This window comes from Actinoplanes sp. NPDC023801, from assembly GCF_040639655.1.
In the GTDB taxonomy this organism is placed as follows: Bacteria; Actinomycetota; Actinomycetes; order Mycobacteriales; family Micromonosporaceae; genus Actinoplanes.
The window spans coordinates 1-14,703 of record NZ_JBFAAI010000043.1; the positions used below are offsets into that span (position 1 = coordinate 1).

General features: G+C 69.6%; 12 protein-coding genes. 8 read left to right on the top strand and 4 right to left on the bottom strand.

Annotated elements, in window-relative coordinates:
* Positions 1-427 precede the first annotated feature (427 nt).
* Entirely contained in the window at positions 428-1,309 is an 882-nt protein-coding gene (locus tag AB0G04_RS41200; protein WP_360995197.1) for an LLM class F420-dependent oxidoreductase, read from the top strand.
* Between the two features lie 90 nt (positions 1,310-1,399).
* Here AB0G04_RS41200 and AB0G04_RS41205 read toward each other — a convergent pair whose 3' ends face one another.
* A complete protein-coding gene (locus AB0G04_RS41205) occupies positions 1,400-1,819 on the bottom strand; it encodes a DUF6086 family protein (RefSeq protein WP_360995200.1) in 420 nt (139 codons plus the stop codon).
* A 207-nt stretch (positions 1,820-2,026) separates the two neighbouring features.
* Here AB0G04_RS41205 and AB0G04_RS41210 point away from each other — a divergent pair, with 207 nt between their 5' ends.
* Positions 2,027-3,076, top strand: coding sequence for a LacI family DNA-binding transcriptional regulator (locus AB0G04_RS41210; RefSeq protein WP_360995203.1), 1,050 nt, complete (start codon positions 2,027-2,029; stop codon positions 3,074-3,076).
* On the opposite strand, the gene AB0G04_RS41215 is transcribed toward AB0G04_RS41210, so the two are convergent.
* From AB0G04_RS41215 to AB0G04_RS41225, 3 genes are read right to left on the bottom strand one after another with little or no spacing between them, the layout of a single operon-like run.
* Positions 3,041-3,940 (bottom strand): carbohydrate ABC transporter permease, encoded by a 900-nt coding sequence (locus AB0G04_RS41215; RefSeq protein WP_360995206.1) that lies wholly within the window; start codon positions 3,938-3,940, stop codon positions 3,041-3,043. The genes AB0G04_RS41210 and AB0G04_RS41215 overlap by 36 nt on opposite strands.
* Before the next feature lie 10 nt (positions 3,941-3,950).
* Entirely contained in the window at positions 3,951-4,880 is a 930-nt protein-coding gene (locus AB0G04_RS41220; RefSeq protein WP_360995208.1) for a sugar ABC transporter permease, read from the bottom strand.
* A complete protein-coding gene (locus AB0G04_RS41225) occupies positions 4,877-6,196 on the bottom strand; it encodes an extracellular solute-binding protein (protein ID WP_360995211.1) in 1,320 nt (439 codons plus the stop codon). Before AB0G04_RS41225 ends, AB0G04_RS41220 begins: the two co-directional genes overlap by 4 nt.
* Positions 6,197-6,481: 285 nt before the next feature.
* Here AB0G04_RS41225 and AB0G04_RS41230 point away from each other — a divergent pair, with 285 nt between their 5' ends.
* The 6 genes from AB0G04_RS41230 (at position 6,482) to AB0G04_RS41255 (ending at position 14,668) form a co-directional block, all read left to right on the top strand.
* Positions 6,482-8,848 carry a glycoside hydrolase family 3 N-terminal domain-containing protein gene (locus AB0G04_RS41230; RefSeq protein WP_360995214.1) on the top strand — a complete coding sequence of 789 codons (2,367 nt, stop codon included), beginning with the start codon at positions 6,482-6,484 and terminating at the stop codon, positions 8,846-8,848.
* A 27-nt stretch (positions 8,849-8,875) separates the two neighbouring features.
* Positions 8,876-10,081: a GAF domain-containing SpoIIE family protein phosphatase gene (locus AB0G04_RS41235; protein ID WP_360995217.1), complete on the top strand. Its 1,206-nt coding sequence runs from the start codon at positions 8,876-8,878 to the stop codon at positions 10,079-10,081.
* A 100-nt stretch (positions 10,082-10,181) separates the two neighbouring features.
* A complete protein-coding gene (locus AB0G04_RS41240; RefSeq protein ID WP_360995220.1) occupies positions 10,182-11,618 on the top strand; it encodes a gamma-aminobutyraldehyde dehydrogenase in 1,437 nt (478 codons plus the stop codon).
* 2 nt (positions 11,619-11,620) lie between these two features.
* Positions 11,621-12,886, top strand: coding sequence for a 4-aminobutyrate--2-oxoglutarate transaminase (gene gabT, locus AB0G04_RS41245; RefSeq protein ID WP_360995223.1), 1,266 nt, complete (start codon positions 11,621-11,623; stop codon positions 12,884-12,886).
* 48 nt (positions 12,887-12,934) lie between these two features.
* Complete coding sequence (locus AB0G04_RS41250; RefSeq protein ID WP_360995226.1) at positions 12,935-13,390, top strand: Lrp/AsnC family transcriptional regulator; 456 nt, start codon at positions 12,935-12,937, stop codon at positions 13,388-13,390.
* Positions 13,391-13,396: 6 nt separating this feature from the next.
* The gene (locus AB0G04_RS41255) at positions 13,397-14,668 is read left to right on the top strand and encodes an FAD-binding oxidoreductase (RefSeq protein WP_360995228.1); all 1,272 of its coding nucleotides are present in this window, start codon (positions 13,397-13,399) and stop codon (positions 14,666-14,668) included.
* Positions 14,669-14,703: the final 35 nt, after the last annotated feature.

Sequence of the window (14,703 nt, forward strand, 5' to 3'; positions counted from 1 at the left end):
ATCCGCGACGACATCCACGAAGCCCTGCTCAAACTCGGCTGCGCCCTCATCTGCTGGCGCCGCCTCCGAACCACAAAAAGTTAGGAGTTCTTAGTCGACGACGAAGGCACAGCCGGACCCGACGCGCCAGATGTCGACACCCACACCCTCGTGGTGTCGCTGGAAGACCGGTTAATCCGGGCCGCTGAGGCCCGTGCCTGTACGGAGCACGGGTATATCCGCCTGCTCACGGCGGCAGTTCCGGAAGCTCGACACGCCGCCGACCGCTGTCTGGTTACCCCACCGTTTCCCCCATTGGCCCGCGCTGGCTGCTCAACCGAGATCCTCTGGACTAGGCCAACGCCTTCGGAGCAGCCACGTCCCATCGGTATCAGTCGACCTGCTACTGCCAGCGGCGGGCATCCCACCGGCACGGTAGGTTATGGCCATGAGCATTGGTTTCGGGGTATTCGTGCCGCAGGGATGGCGGATGGACCTGGTCGAGATCGCCGACCCGGTCGAGCAGTACGAGGCGATGACGGCCGTGGCGAAGCTCGCCGACGCCGGTCCCTGGGACAGCGTCTGGGTGTACGACCACTTCCACACCGTTCCCGAGCCGACGATCAACACGACGTTCGAGGCCTGGACGGTGTCGTCCACGCTGGCCCGGGACACCAGCCGGGTCAACATCGGCCAGATGGTCGGCTGCAACGGCTACCGGCATCCGGCGCTCTACGCCAAGATCGCCTCGACCGTCGACGTAGCGAGCCACGGCCGCCTCTACGCGGGGCTCGGCGCCGGTTGGTACGAGCACGAGTGGAAGGCCTACGGCTACGAGTGGGCCGAGGTCCCGCAGCGGATGGCGGCCTTCCGCGAAGCGGTCGAGATCGTGCACCGGATGTGGACCGAGGAGCGGCCCGTCTTCACCGGCAAGCATTACCGGATCGACGAGCCGATCAACGAGCCGAAGGGCGTCCGCAAGCCGCATCCGTCGTTCTGGCTCGGCGGTGGCGGCGAGAAGGTGACGCTCAAACTGGTCGCCAAGTACGCCGACGGCGCCAACTTCGGCAACGGCGACCCGGAGATCATCAGGCAGAAGGCGGCGGTCCTGAGGGAGCACTGCGACAACCTCGGCCGTGACTACGACCGGATCCGCAAGTCGACAAGCTTCCACCTGGACCCGGCCGAGTCGACCGAGTCGACGATCGCCAGGCTGGAGAAGGTCGTCGAGGCCGGCGCCGACTACGTGATCGTCTACATCCCGCGAGTCGCCTACGACCACGAGCCGCTGCTGCGCTTCGCGCAAGAGGTCATCCCGCACTTCGCCTGACATCCCACCGGCCCGCCCACGCGCCGCCCGGCGGGGCGGGCCGGCACACCGGCAGCGGCGCCGCTCCCCCGGGATCCGTCGCGGCGACGGTCAGACCGGCATGGCGCGGGCGTGTTCCTCAGCGAGAGCTCGCAGGCGTGCCGCATCGCCGGGCGGCGCAATGCCGGCGGGCCCCACCGAGATGTCCCGCTGATCGGGTACGGGCACGTCATCGAGTGCCGGAACCTGACGGCCGGCACGCTGCACCATCACGATCGCGGTGGCGGCGAAGCCTTCCAGCAACGACCTGAGGATCGCGTGGCTGGATGACAGGTAGCGGCGTACCAGAGCGTCCACGAAGCCGGTGAAGGCGTCGAGGTCGATCTCGTACTCGTCCGCCACCATCGGATCGATCCCGGTCGGCAGGTCGACCGTGGGCGCGAGTGCCTCACCGGTGCGGAAGAAGAGCTCCGCGACACGGCTGGCGGGGTTCCACAGGACCTGGCCCTCAGCCTGGAAGTACTGGCTCACCGCATCATGATCGCTGGATGCGAACGGGCGGGAAAGGGGCCTGACCACGGAAGATTCCCGGGAAATGTACGTTTCGCGCAGCGGAACAGAAGTGGGAGCGGTCCCAGTCCGACCAGGCATTTGTCCCGCGACCCGGCCATGGCAGAATTCTCGGTGCCGGAGCCCGAAAGTTGCAGCCGAGAAGGGCCGGCGGTAAGGAGCGCTTCCGTGGCAAGTGGCAGGGGTCGAGTGACCATCGCGGCGATCGCAGAAGCCGCGGGGGTGTCGGTTCCCACTGTCTCCCGTGTGCTCAACGGGCGTTCCGACGTCTCGCCCAACACGCGTGAGCTGATCGAGCGACTGCTGCGCGAGCATGACTATCGGCCCCGCAACTCTCGGCATACCGGGCGAGCCCGTCTGGTCGACCTGGTCTTCAACGACCTGGACAGTCCCTGGGCCCTGGAGCTGATCCGCGGTGTGGAGGACGTCGCCCACGCGTCGGGCGTCGGCACCGTCGTCTCGCAGGTGCACCGGCGCACCACGGCCACCCGGCAGTGGCTGCAGAATCTGCGGGCCCGCGCGTCGGACGGCGTCATCTTCGTGACCTCGGACGTCGCCGAGCCGGTGCACAACGAGCTGCACCGCCTCAAGGTGCCGGTGGTGATCATCGATCCGGCCGGTGGCGCCGCGTCCGATGTGCCGACGATCGGTGCGACCAACTGGTCGGGCGGCCGGACCGCCACCGACCATCTGCTGTCCCTGGGGCACCGGCGGATCGGTTTCGTCGGCGGCCCCACCGATCTGCTCTGCAGCCGGGCCCGGCTGGACGGCTATCGGGCCGCACTGGAGGCCGCCGGCCTGCGGGTCGACCCGGCACTGGTGCAGGTGGGCGATTTCCGGCACGAGTCCGGTTTCGTGGCCGGCTGCCAGTTACTGGAACTGCCCGAGCCGCCGACCGCCGTGTTCGCGTCCAGCGATCTGATGGCGCTGGGGGTGTGCGAGGCGGCCAGGCGGCGCGGTCTGCGGGTGCCCGAGCAGCTGAGCGTGGTCGGATTCGACGATCTGCCCGAGTCGCGCTGGGCGTCGCCGCCGCTGACGACGGTCCGTCAGCCGCTGGCCGAGATGGGGGCGCTCGCCGCGCGGACCGTCTTGCGACTGTCGCGCGGCGAGACCATCGAGACCCCGCGGGTGGAGCTGGTCACCAAGCTGATGGTGCGGGAGAGCACCGCGGCACGCGCGGTTTCACTTGCTGAAGCCGGCGGTCAGGCCGCTGACTAGCTGACGCCGCCCGATCGCGTAAAGCAGCACGATCGGGACCGTGGTGAGGGTGACCGACGCGGCGACCGCCGGGACGTTCACGCCGAACTGGGTCTGGAACGACGCGAGCGCGAGCGGGATGGTGGCCTGGCTGGGACTCTGGGTGAGGATCAGCGGCAGCAGGTAACCGTTCCAGATGCCGACCGCGTTGTAGATGACGACGGTGACGAGTGCGGGCCGGGTGAGCGGGAAGGCGAGCCGCCACATCGTGCCCCACTCGGTGGCGCCGTCCATCCGCATCGACTCGAAGAGTTCCTTCGGGACGTCGCGGATGAAGTTGGCCAGTACCAGCACCGACAGCGGGATGGCGAAGGCGATCGACGGCAGGATGATCGCCTGGAGCGTGTCGTACAGCTCCATCCTGATGATGATCAGGTAGACCGGGATGACCACGGCCTGGAGCGGGATCGCGAGCCCCAGCAGGAAGATCCCGTTGACCGTCTTCAGGAACCGGTTGCCGGCGCCGCGTACGACCGCGTAAGCCGCCATGAACGAGATCAGCGTGGCCGGGATGATGGCGCCGGCGGTGACGATGACGCTGTTCATGAAGTAGTTGACGAAGTCGCTCTCGATGACCAGCTGGTAGTTCTCGAAGGTGAACTCGCCCGGCGGCAGCAGCGGGTTGGTGATGAAGTAGTTCGACTGGGTCTTGAAGCTGGTGATGACGAGCCAGTAGAGCGGCACCATCACGATGACCAGCCAGATCCAGCCGAGGCTGCCGCCGATCCAGTTGCGTTCGATCAACCGCCGTCCGACCGGCCGGCGCGGGGCCGGTGGCGCCGCGTGTTTACGAGCCCCGGTTCCGGCGGCGTGGGTAGGGGTCATGGTCGCCACCTCAGGCTCCTTCCAGCTGGCTCTGATCGGCCCGTCCGCCGATCCGCCGCAGCAACAGCGAGAGTCCGACACCGACGAGGACCAGGATGACGGCGATCGCGCTGGCCGGGCCCATCAGGCTGGCCTGGAAGCCGAGCTGGTACATCTGCACCGCGAGGGCCCGGGTGGCGTCGCCGGGGCCGCCGGCGGTCAGCACCCAGATCAAGTCGAAGAACGTCAGCGAGCCGACCGCCATCAGCGTCGACGATGTGATGATCGTGTACTTGAGCTGCGGAAGCGTGATGTTGAAGAACTGCCGGACCCGGCCCGCGCCGTCGATCTGCGCGGCCTCGTACATCGATGCCGGGATCTGCCGTACCGCGCCCTGGTAGATCAGGGAGTGGAACGGGATGAACTGCCAGGAGACCACGAAGATCAGGGTGGCGATGGCCAGGTTGGCCTGGCCGAGCCAGTTCTGGTTCAGAGCCTCGATGCCGAGACCGGCACCGAGCCCGAAGTTCGGGTCCAGCAGCGACTTGTACGTGATCGCGATGGCCGCGGAGCTGAGCAGCAGGGGGATGAAGTAGAGAACCGCGAGGAAACCGCGGTAGCGGGTCTGCCGGGCCATGAAGGTGCCGAGCAGGATGGAGAGCGGCGTCTGCACCAGCCAGGACAACCCCATGATCAGGAAGGTGACCCACAGGGCGTTCGGCAGGTTCGGGTTGGTCAGAGCCGCAGTCCAGCTGGTGAGACCGCTCAGCTGGATGTCAGGAGTGATGCCGTTCCACGTCGCGAAGCTGAGCGCGATCACCCCGAACAGCGGGATGATCCCGAAGAAGATGAACATCACGAAAGCGGGCAGGACCATCCACACGAGGACGGAGCCGCTCCGCCCGCCGCTGGATCGGGTGGGCTCCTGACCGCGAACGGCGGGCGGAGCGAGCGTCGTCATTTACCGATGACCCCGTTCATGTTGTCCACCCACTGCTGCGGGCTGACCTGCAGCTGGAAGAGCTTGGCGATGTTGTCCAGCAGGACCTCGGCCGCCGTCGGGCTCAGCGCCTGGTCCCACGACTGCGCGAAGGTCTTGGCGTTGGACGCGATCGTGGACATGTCCTTCTGGAACTGCGCGTCGTCGCCGGTGAACAGGCTCTCGCTGTTCGCGATGACCGGCACACCACCGGACTTGACCCAGCCGGCCTTCTCCTCGTCGTCGACGAGCACGGTGGAGAAGAACTTCTTCGCGGTCTCCTTGTCGGCGGCGGACGCCTTGGAGGAGAGCGACAGGTACTGACCGGGGTTGCCGACGGTGTTGCTCGGGTCGCCCTTGCCGCCGTCGATCGGCGGGAAGTTCATCCAGCCCAGGCCGCCATCGGGGACGAACTTGCCGCCGTTGGCCTTCTGGATGCCGTACGACCAGGAGCCGTGCACCATCATCGCGGCCTTGCCGGTGTAGAGGAGGGCCTGGTCGGCGTTGGTGTCGGCGGCGGTGGAGGCGAAGCCCTTCTGGAAGGCGTTCATCTTCACCAGGTCCTGGACCTTGGTCAGCATGTCCAGCACCGCCGGGTCGGACCAGGCGCCCGCCTTGCCGGCGAAGACGTTGTCGAAGACCTCGGAGCCCGCGTTGCGGTCGAGCATGAACTCGAGCCACATCATGTTCGTCCAGCGGGACTGGCCGGCGAGCGAGAACGGCGCGATGCCCTTGGCGTTGAACTTGGGGATCAGGTCGAGGATGTCGCCGTAGGTCTGCGGGGCGCTCACGCCGACCTGGTCGAAGATCTTCTTGTTGTAGTACAGGACGATCGGCTGGACGGTCTCGACCGGCATCGCGTAGATCTTGCCGTTGACCGTGGCGGCGCCGAAGGAGCCGGGGAGGAGCTTGCCCTTGAGCGCGGCGTCCTTGGCGAAGAAGTCGGTGAGGTCCTCGACCTGACCGGCCTCGACGTAGCTCTTGAGGCCGCCGCCGCCCCAGCCCCAGATCAGGGTGGGGGCCTGGTTCGCGCCGAGGGCCGTCTTGATCTTCGCCTTGTACGCGTCGTTCTGGAAGAACGTCGGCGTGATCTTGGAGTCCGGGTTGGCCTTGTTGAAACGGTCGATCGCGGCCTGGCGGTAGGGCTGGCCGGGCTCGCCACTGAGGGACCAGTAGCTGGCCGAGCCGCCGCTGCCGGAGCCGGAGCCGCCGCCACCGGGGCCTTCGTTACCGCACGCGGCCAGCGCGGCGCCCGCGGCGGCTCCGGCGGAGAGGGTCAACAATGTCCTGCGCTTCACGCTGATCTCCGTACTCGAACGAAGCCGCGGTGCGGCTGATGATGAGGCGATCTCTGCAACTGTTCTGTTGAACCGGTTAAGCTTGCGAAAGTTTCGTCGTGTGACTGCAATTTAACGCGGGGTTTCGTAAACGTAGGGTTTCGTTGTGACGAGTGTCAAGGCCCTTGCCGTAACAGTGCTCAGGGCGCCAGAGTAGGCAGCGCCGACGCTCCCCCGCACGCCCGGCACACCGGCGTCGCCGAGGTCCGGGGAGGTTCGGAAGTTTCGGAAACTATCGGAGGAACCGTGACGACAGAACAATCGCCGCCGCTGTGGCGCGACCCGAAGCTTCCGGAAGCTCAACGCGTCGAGGCCCTTCTCGCCATCATGACCCTTGAGGAGAAGGTGGCACAGCTCGGCAGCCGGTGGCTCGGAAAAGACAAAGGCGCGACGGGCGCGGCCGGGCCGGAGCCGGAGTCCGAGCACTCGGTCGCGCCCATGGAGAACGAGTTCGGGAGCGGCCCCGCTCTGGAGGACGCCAGCCGGCACGGTCTGGGCCAGCTGACCCGGATCTACGGCAGCTACCCGATCACCGTGTCGGAGGGTACCGCCGAACTGGTACGCCAGCAGCGCATCGTGATGGCCTCCTCCCGGCTCGGCATACCCGCCGTCGTCCACGAGGAGTGCCTCACCGGTTTCACCATGCACGGCGCCTCGGTCTACCCCGCCGCGATCGCCTGGGGCGCCACCTTCGACCCGGAGCTGATCGAGCGGATGGCCGCGGCGATCGGCCGGGACATGGCCGCCCTCGGTGTGCACCAGGCGCTCGCCCCGGTGCTCGACGTGGTCCGCGACTACCGGTGGGGCCGGGTGGAGGAGTCCATCGGCGAGGACCCCTATCTGGTCGCGACGGTCGGCTCGGCGTACGTGCGGGGGCTGCAGAGCTCCGGGGTGATCGCCACGCTGAAGCACTTCGCGGGCTATTCCGCCTCCCGCGGGGCCCGCAACCACGGCCCGGTCCCGATGGGCCGCCGGGAGCTGCTCGACATGATCCTCCCACCCTTCGAGACGGCGGTCCGTGAGGCGGGCGTCGGATCGGTGATGAACTCGTACTCCGACATCGACGGGGTGCCGGCCGGCGCCGATCCGTGGCTGCTCACCGACGTGCTGCGCGAGGAGTGGGGCTTCACCGGCACGGTGGTCTCGGACTACTGGGCGGTGCCGTTCCTGGCCAGCATGCACGGCGTGGCCGCCGACGACGGCGACGCGGGCGCGCGGGCGCTGGTCGCCGGCATCGACGTGGAACTGCCGGACACCATCGGCTACGGCTCCGAAATGGTCGACCGGGTCCGGGCCGGCAAGCTCGACGAGTCGTACGTCGACCGCGCGGCCCGCCGGGTGCTCACCCAGAAGGCCGCGCTCGGCCTGCTCGACGACGGCTGGACCCCGGAGGACTCGGTCGCCGGCGCCAAGCGGGTGGTGCTCGACTCCCCCACGAACCGGGAGCTGGCCCGCGCCGTCGCGGAACGGTCCATCGTGCTGCTCGACCCGGGCACCGTGCTGCCGCTGACCGGTGCCGCCCGGATCGCGGTGGTCGGCCCGTGCGCCGACGACGCCCGCACCTTCCTGGGCTGCTACGCGTTCCCCAACCACGTGCTGCCGCGCTATCCCGGGGTCAAGCCGGAGATCGAGCTGCCCACGGCGGTCGAGTCGCTGCGTGCCGAGTTCGGGGGCGCGGAGATCGCGTACGCCCCGGGCTGCGCCGTCGAGGGTGACGACCGCTCCGGATTCGCCGATGCGGTGGCCACGGCCGAGGGCGCCGACGTGTGCCTGGCGTTCGTCGGCGACCTGGCCGGACTGTTCGGCAACGGCACCTCCGGCGAGGGCTGCGATGCCGCCGACCTGCGGCTGCCCGGCGTGCAGGCGGAACTGCTGGAGGCGCTGCTCGCGACCGGCAAGCCGGTGGTCGTGGTGGTGGTCTCCGGCCGGCCGTACGCACTCGGTGACGTGGCCGGTCGCGCCACCGCCCTGGTGCAGGCGTTCATGCCCGGCGAGGAGGGCGGCCCCGCGATCGCCGGTGTGCTCTCCGGCCGGGTGCAGCCCAGCGGCAAGCTGCCGGTGCAGATCCCGCGCACGCCCGGCGGCCAGCCCGGCACCTACCTGCAGCCGCGCCTCGGCGCGATGCACACCGGCACCAGCAACCTCGATCCCACGCCCCTGTTCGCGTTCGGGCACGGCCGCTCGTACACCTCGTTCACGGTCGGCGACCTGCGGCTCTCCAGCACCCGGGTGCCGATCGACGGCGAGTTCACCGCCACCGTGCTGGTACGCAACACCGGCGACCGCGACGGCAGCGAGGTGGTGCAGCTGTACCTGTCCGACCCGGTCGCCCAGGTCACCCGTCCGGTGATTCAGCTCGTCGGATATCAGCGCGTCGAGCTGGCCGCCGGCGCCGCCGCGGAGGTCGCGTTCCGGGTGCACACCGACCGCACCGCGTTCACCGGCCGCGACCTGCGGCGCATCATCGAACCCGGTGAGCTGCGGATCCTCGCCGGAACCTCGGCGGCCGACCTGCCCTGCGAGGCGGTCGTCGAGCTGACCGGACCGGTGCGCCTGGCCGGCCCCGACCGGGTCATGCTGACGCCGGTGGAGGTGCGTCAGGCCGATTCGTGACCGCCCACCGGCCACTAGGCTGATTCCGTGCCCCCACGCATCAACGACGACGAGCGGCTTCGCCGCCTCGAGGCGGTCACTGATGCGACGCTGTCCCGGCTCGACGCCTCCGATCTCCTCGACGAGCTGCTCGACCGGGTGCGCGACCTGCTGGGCGTGGACACGGCGGCGATCCTGCTGCTCGACGAGCACGCCCGGCAACTGGTCGCCACCGCGGCGAAGGGCCTCGAGGAGGAGGTCCGGGCCGGCTTCCGGATCGCGGTGGGGCGTGGCTTCGCCGGCCGCATCGCCGCGATGCGCCGGCCGGTGCGGATCGCCGACGTCACCGCCGGCGACGTGGTCAACCCGATACTGCTGGAGAAGGGCATCCGGTCGCTTCTCGGCGTGCCCGTCATGGCCGGCCGGGACCTGGTCGGCGTGCTGCATGTCGGCACGCTGACCCGGCGTGACTTCGGCGACGACGACGTCAAGCTGCTGCAGATGGTCGCCGACCGGGCCGCGGTGGCCGGGCGGATCCGGTCGGCGAAACTGGACCAGTCGGCGGCGCTCGCCCTGCAGCGCAGCCTGCTGCCGGCCCGGTTGCCCCGGGTGCCGGGGGTCGAGCTGGCCGCCCGCTATGTGCCCGGCCACGCCACCGGGGTGGGCGGTGACTGGTACGACGTCTTCTCCCTGCCGACCGGCTGGCTGGGAGTGGTGATCGGTGACGTCTCCGGGCACGGCCTGGCGTCGGCCGTGGTGATGGGCCGGGTCCGCAGCGCGCTCCGGGCGTACGCGCTGATCTGCGAGGATCCCGGCGAGGCGCTGACCCTGCTGAATCGGAAGGTGCACACGTTCGAGGCGGGCAGCCTCACCACGGCGCTCTACGCGATGATCAGCCCGGACCGCGACCGGGTGCTGATCTCCTCGGCCGGGCATCTGCGGCCGGTCCTGGTGGAGCCGGGCCGGCCGGCGGTGTTCGCGGGCGTGCCGGTGGATCCGCCACTCGGCGTGGCCCGGCCGCCCCGGCCGCGGTGCAGCACCGAGCTGCCGCTCTCGCCGGGGGCGGTGCTGCTCTGCTACACCGACGGCCTGGTGGAGCGCCGCGCGGAGGTCATCGACCACGGGCTGGAAAGACTTCTGACCAGCGTACGAGCCGACGCGGCGGACGTCGTCTGCGCTAACGTCATGGCGGATGTCGCAGCCGAGATGCCGACCGACGACATCGCGGTTCTGGCGGTTCGCCGTACCCCGTGAAGGCCCCAGGCCGTACGGAAATATTCCTGCGCACTCTTGTTAGCAACGGAATCAGCAGAAAAGATGGGGCCGATCACTCGATACCACATGTGGAGGGCGGATGACCGCGAAGACGGTGCTGCACAACCTCATCGGGGGCGAGGCCGTCGCGCCCGCGGAGGGGCGGTACGAGGACCTCATCGACCCGTCCACCGGCGAGGTGTTCGCCTCGGCCCCGGTCTCCGGTGGCGAGGACGTCGACCGGGCGATGAAGGCCGCGTCCATCGCGTTCGAGCAGTGGCGGGACACCACTCCCGGTGAGCGGCAGCGCGCCCTGCTCAAGTTCGCCGACGCCATCGAGTCCCGCGCCGACGAGCTGGTCGCCGCCGAGTCGAGGAACACCGGCAAGCCGCTCGGCCTGACCGCCAGCGAGGAACTGCCACCGGCCATCGACCACCTGCGCTTCTTCGCCGGTGCGGCGCGGGTGCTGGAGGGCCGGTCCGCCGGGCAGTACATGAACGGCTTCGAGAGCTACGTACGGCGCGAGCCGATCGGTGTCTGTGCCCAGGTCACCCCGTGGAACTACCCGCTGCTGATGGCGATGTGGAAGATCGCGCCGGCGCTCGCCGCGGGCAACGCCGTGGTGCTCAAGCCGTCCGACACCACTCCGGTGACCAGCGTGCTGCTCGCCGAGATCGCCGCCGAGTTCCTGCCGGCCGGACTGTTCAACGTGGTCCTCGGCGACCGGGACACCGGTCGCGCCCTGGTCACCCACCGGACCCCGCGGATGGTGTCGATCACCGGCTCGGTGCGGGCCGGCATGGAGGTGGCCGGCTCGGCCGCCGCCGACCTCAAGCGCACCCACCTGGAACTGGGCGGCAAGGCACCGGTCGTGGTGTTCGACGACGCCGACGTCGAGGCGGCCGCCGCGTCGATCGCCGAGGCCGGCTACTTCAACGCGGGCCAGGACTGCACCGCCGCCACCCGGGTCCTGGTCGCGCCGGGCATCTACGACGAGTTCGTCGCGGCACTGGCCGAGCAGGCCCGCGGCATCCGCACCGGCGCACCCGACGACGAGGACGTGCTCTACGGCCCGGTCAACAACGCGGATCAGCTGGCCCGGGTCAGCGGCTTCATCGAGCGGCTGCCGGATCACGCGGTGCTGCAGGCCGGTGGCGCGCGCGTCGGCGACCGTGGCTTCTTCTACTCCCCCACCGTGGTCTCCGGGCTGCGGCAGGACGACGAGATCATCCAGAACGAGGTGTTCGGGCCGGTCATCACGGTGCAGAAGTTCACCGACGAGGACGAGGCGGTCCGCTACGCCAACGGCGTCGACTACGCGCTGGCGTCGAGCGTCTGGACGAAGGACCACGGCCGGGCCATGCGGATGACGCAGCGCCTGGACTTCGGCTGCGTCTGGGTCAACTGCCACATCCCGCTGGTCGCCGAGATGCCGCACGGCGGCTTCAAGCACTCCGGGCACGGCAAGGACCTGTCGGTGTACGGGTTCGAGGACTACACCCGCATCAAGCACGTCATGCACAACGTGGGGGCCTGACCGTGACCAGTTCGGAGGAACTGCACAAGCGGCGGCTGGCGGCGGTCGCGCAGGGTGTCGGCTCGGTGGTGCCCGCCTACGTGGACCACGCCGGCGGCGGCACGATCACCGACGTCGACGGCCGGGAGTGGATCGACTTCGCGTCCGGCATCGCGGTCACCAACGTCGGCAACGCCGCGCCGCGCGTGGTCGAGGCGGTCCGCGCGCAGGTGGAGCGGTTCACGCACACCTGCTTCATGGTGGCGCCGTACGAGTCGTACGTGGCCGTCTGCGAGGAATTGATCACGCTGACGCCGGGCACGTTCGAGAAGCGGGCGGCGCTGTTCAACTCGGGCGCCGAGGCGGTGGAGAACGCCGTCAAGATCGCCCGGCACGCGACCGGCCGCCCGGCCGTGGTGGTGTTCGACCACGCCTACCACGGCCGCACCAATCTCACGATGGCGCTGACCGCGAAGAACATGCCGTACAAGCACCGGTTCGGCCCGTTCGCCCCGGAGGTCTACCGGGCGCCGATGTCGTACCCGCTGCGCGACGGCGGCCTGGACGGTGCGGAGGCGGCGCGCCGGGCGATCGACGTGATCGAGAAGCAGGTCGGCGGCTCGAACGTGGCGGCCGTGCTGATCGAGCCGATCCAGGGCGAGGGCGGTTTCGTCGTGCCGGCACCGGGCTTCCTGCCGGCGATCGCGGCCTGGGCGAAGGCGAACGGGGCGGTGTTCATCGCCGACGAGATCCAGACCGGCTTCGCGCGTACCGGCCAGTGGTTCGCGTCCGAGCACGAGCGCCTGGAACCGGATCTGATCACCACGGCCAAGGGCATGGGCGGCGGGCTGCCGATCGCCGGTGTGGCCGGCCGCGCCGACCTGATGGACGCCGTGCACGCCGGCGGCCTCGGCGGTACCTACGGCGGGAACCCGGTGGCCTGCGCGGCCGCGCTCGCCGCCATCGAGACGATGCGGGAACTGGACCTGAACGCGGCGGCCCAGCGCATCGGCGCCACCCTGAAAGCCGCGCTCGCCGACACCGATCCGGGTGTCGCCGAGGTACGTGGACGCGGCGCGATGATCGCCGTCGAGCTGGTGATCCCCGGGACGATCGAACCGGACCCGACCCGGACCGCGGCCGTGTCGAAGGCCTGCCACGACGCCGGCCTGCTCACCCTTACCTGCGGCACTTACGGCAACGTGCTGCGATTCCTGCCCCCGCTGGTGATCCCGGACGAGGACCTGAACCGAGGCATCGACATCCTTCGACGAGCACTGCTTACCTGACGGGCGACCCCTTTGCTTACGTCAAGCGTTCCAGGGAAGAATCGCGGCGTGACGGACGTGACGCTGGACGATACGAACAAACTGATCATCGAGCATCTGCAGCGTGACGGCCGCATGTCGTACGCCACGCTCGCGAAGACGATCGGCCTGTCCGAGGCCGCCGTGCGCCAGCGCGTACAGCGGCTTCTGGACAACGGCCTGATGCAGATCGTGGCGGTGACCGACCCGCTCACCCTGGGGTTCGCCCGCCAGGCCATGGTCGGCCTGCGGGTCAACGGCGACCTGCGCACCATCGCCGACCGGATCGCCGAGATCCCCGAGGTCGACTACGTGGTGATCTGCGCCGGCCGGTACGACCTGCTGGTGGAACTGGTCTGCACCGACGACGAGCACCTGCTCGACATCCTCAACGAGAAGGTGCGGACCATCGAGGGGGTCAGCGCCGCGGACACCTTCATGTACCTGCGTCTCGCCAAACAGACCTACGCCTGGGGAACACGGTAGGTCCACATGCTCAGCCCCTCCTTCTGGCTCGACTCGCTGGGGCCGATCGGGAAGCGCCCGCCGCTCGCCGGTGATCTCGACACCGACGTGGCCATCGCCGGCGGCGGGTACACGGGGCTGTGGACCGCGTACTACCTGGCCAAGGCCGATCCGTCCCGGAGGATCGTAGTCCTGGACGCGGAGTACTGCGGCTTCGGCGCGTCCGGCCGCAACGGCGGCTGGGCGTCCGGCCTCTTCCCGGTCTCCGAGGCGAAACTCGCCCGGAGGTACGGCCCGGACGCGGCGGCCGCCATGCACCGGGCACTCGGCGGTGCCGTCGACGAGGTCGGCCGCGCCGCGCTGGCCGAGGGCATCGACTGCGACTACGCCAAGGGCGGCACGATCTCCCTGGTCCGGAGCACGGTCCAGCTGCGCCGGGCACAGGGCGATCCGGGTTTCGTCGACGCCGGGACGGCGAAGGCCATGTGCCACGCGACCGGCGTGCTGGGCGGGATCTACAGCGAGCACTGTGCCGCGCTGCATCCGGCCAAACTGGTGCGCGGCCTGGCCTCGGTCGTCGAGAGCCTCGGCGTCACCATCCACGAGGACACCCGCGTCGAGCAGATCAGGAACGGACAGATCAGGACCTCCCGCGGTACGGTCCACGCGCCCACGGTCGTGCGGGCCCTGGAGGGTTACACCGCCGGGCTGGCCGGGCACCGCCGCGACATCGCACCGGTGTACTCCCTGATGATCGTCACCGAGCCGCTGCCGGAGGAGTTCTGGCAGCGCGTCGGCCTGGCTCGGCGCGAGACGTTCACCGATGAGCGGCGGCTGGTCATCTACGGCCAGCGGACCGCCGACGACCGGCTGGCGTTCGGTGGCCGTGGCGCGCCGTACCACTTCGGGTCACGGATCCGGCCGGAGTACGACCTGGTGCCGCAGGTGTTCGAGGCGTTGCGGGCGACGATCACCGAGCTGTTCGGGATCGATCCGCCGATCGCCCGTCGCTGGGGCGGGCCGCTGGGGATCCCGCGGGACTGGATGCCGTCGGTCGGACTGCGTGACGGGATCGCCTGGGCCGGCGGCTACGTGGGTGACGGTGTCGCCGCCGCGAACCTCGCCGGGCGTACCCTCACCGATCTGATCCTGGGGATCGACAGTGACCTGACCCGCCTGCCGTGGGTGGGGCACCGCTCGCGCCGCTGGGAACCGGAACCGGCGCGGTGGCTCGGCATCAACGCGGGCCTGCGTGCCACCGCCCTGCTCGACGCTCTCGACCGCCGCCGCGCCGCCTGACCCCCGTCTGGCCCACACCGCTGCCTCAACCCGCC

Coding starts and splice junctions, on each gene's coding strand:
- AB0G04_RS41200 (WP_360995197.1), top strand. CDS start 428: ATGAGCATTGGTTTCGGGGTATTCGTGCCGCAGGGATGGCGGATGGAC.
- AB0G04_RS41255 (WP_360995228.1), top strand. CDS start 13,397: ATGCTCAGCCCCTCCTTCTGGCTCGACTCGCTGGGGCCGATCGGGAAG.
- AB0G04_RS41215 (WP_360995206.1), bottom strand. CDS start 3,940: ATGACCCCTACCCACGCCGCCGGAACCGGGGCTCGTAAACACGCGGCG.
- AB0G04_RS41220 (WP_360995208.1), bottom strand. CDS start 4,880: ATGACGACGCTCGCTCCGCCCGCCGTTCGCGGTCAGGAGCCCACCCGA.
- AB0G04_RS41240 (WP_360995220.1), top strand. CDS start 10,182: ATGACCGCGAAGACGGTGCTGCACAACCTCATCGGGGGCGAGGCCGTC.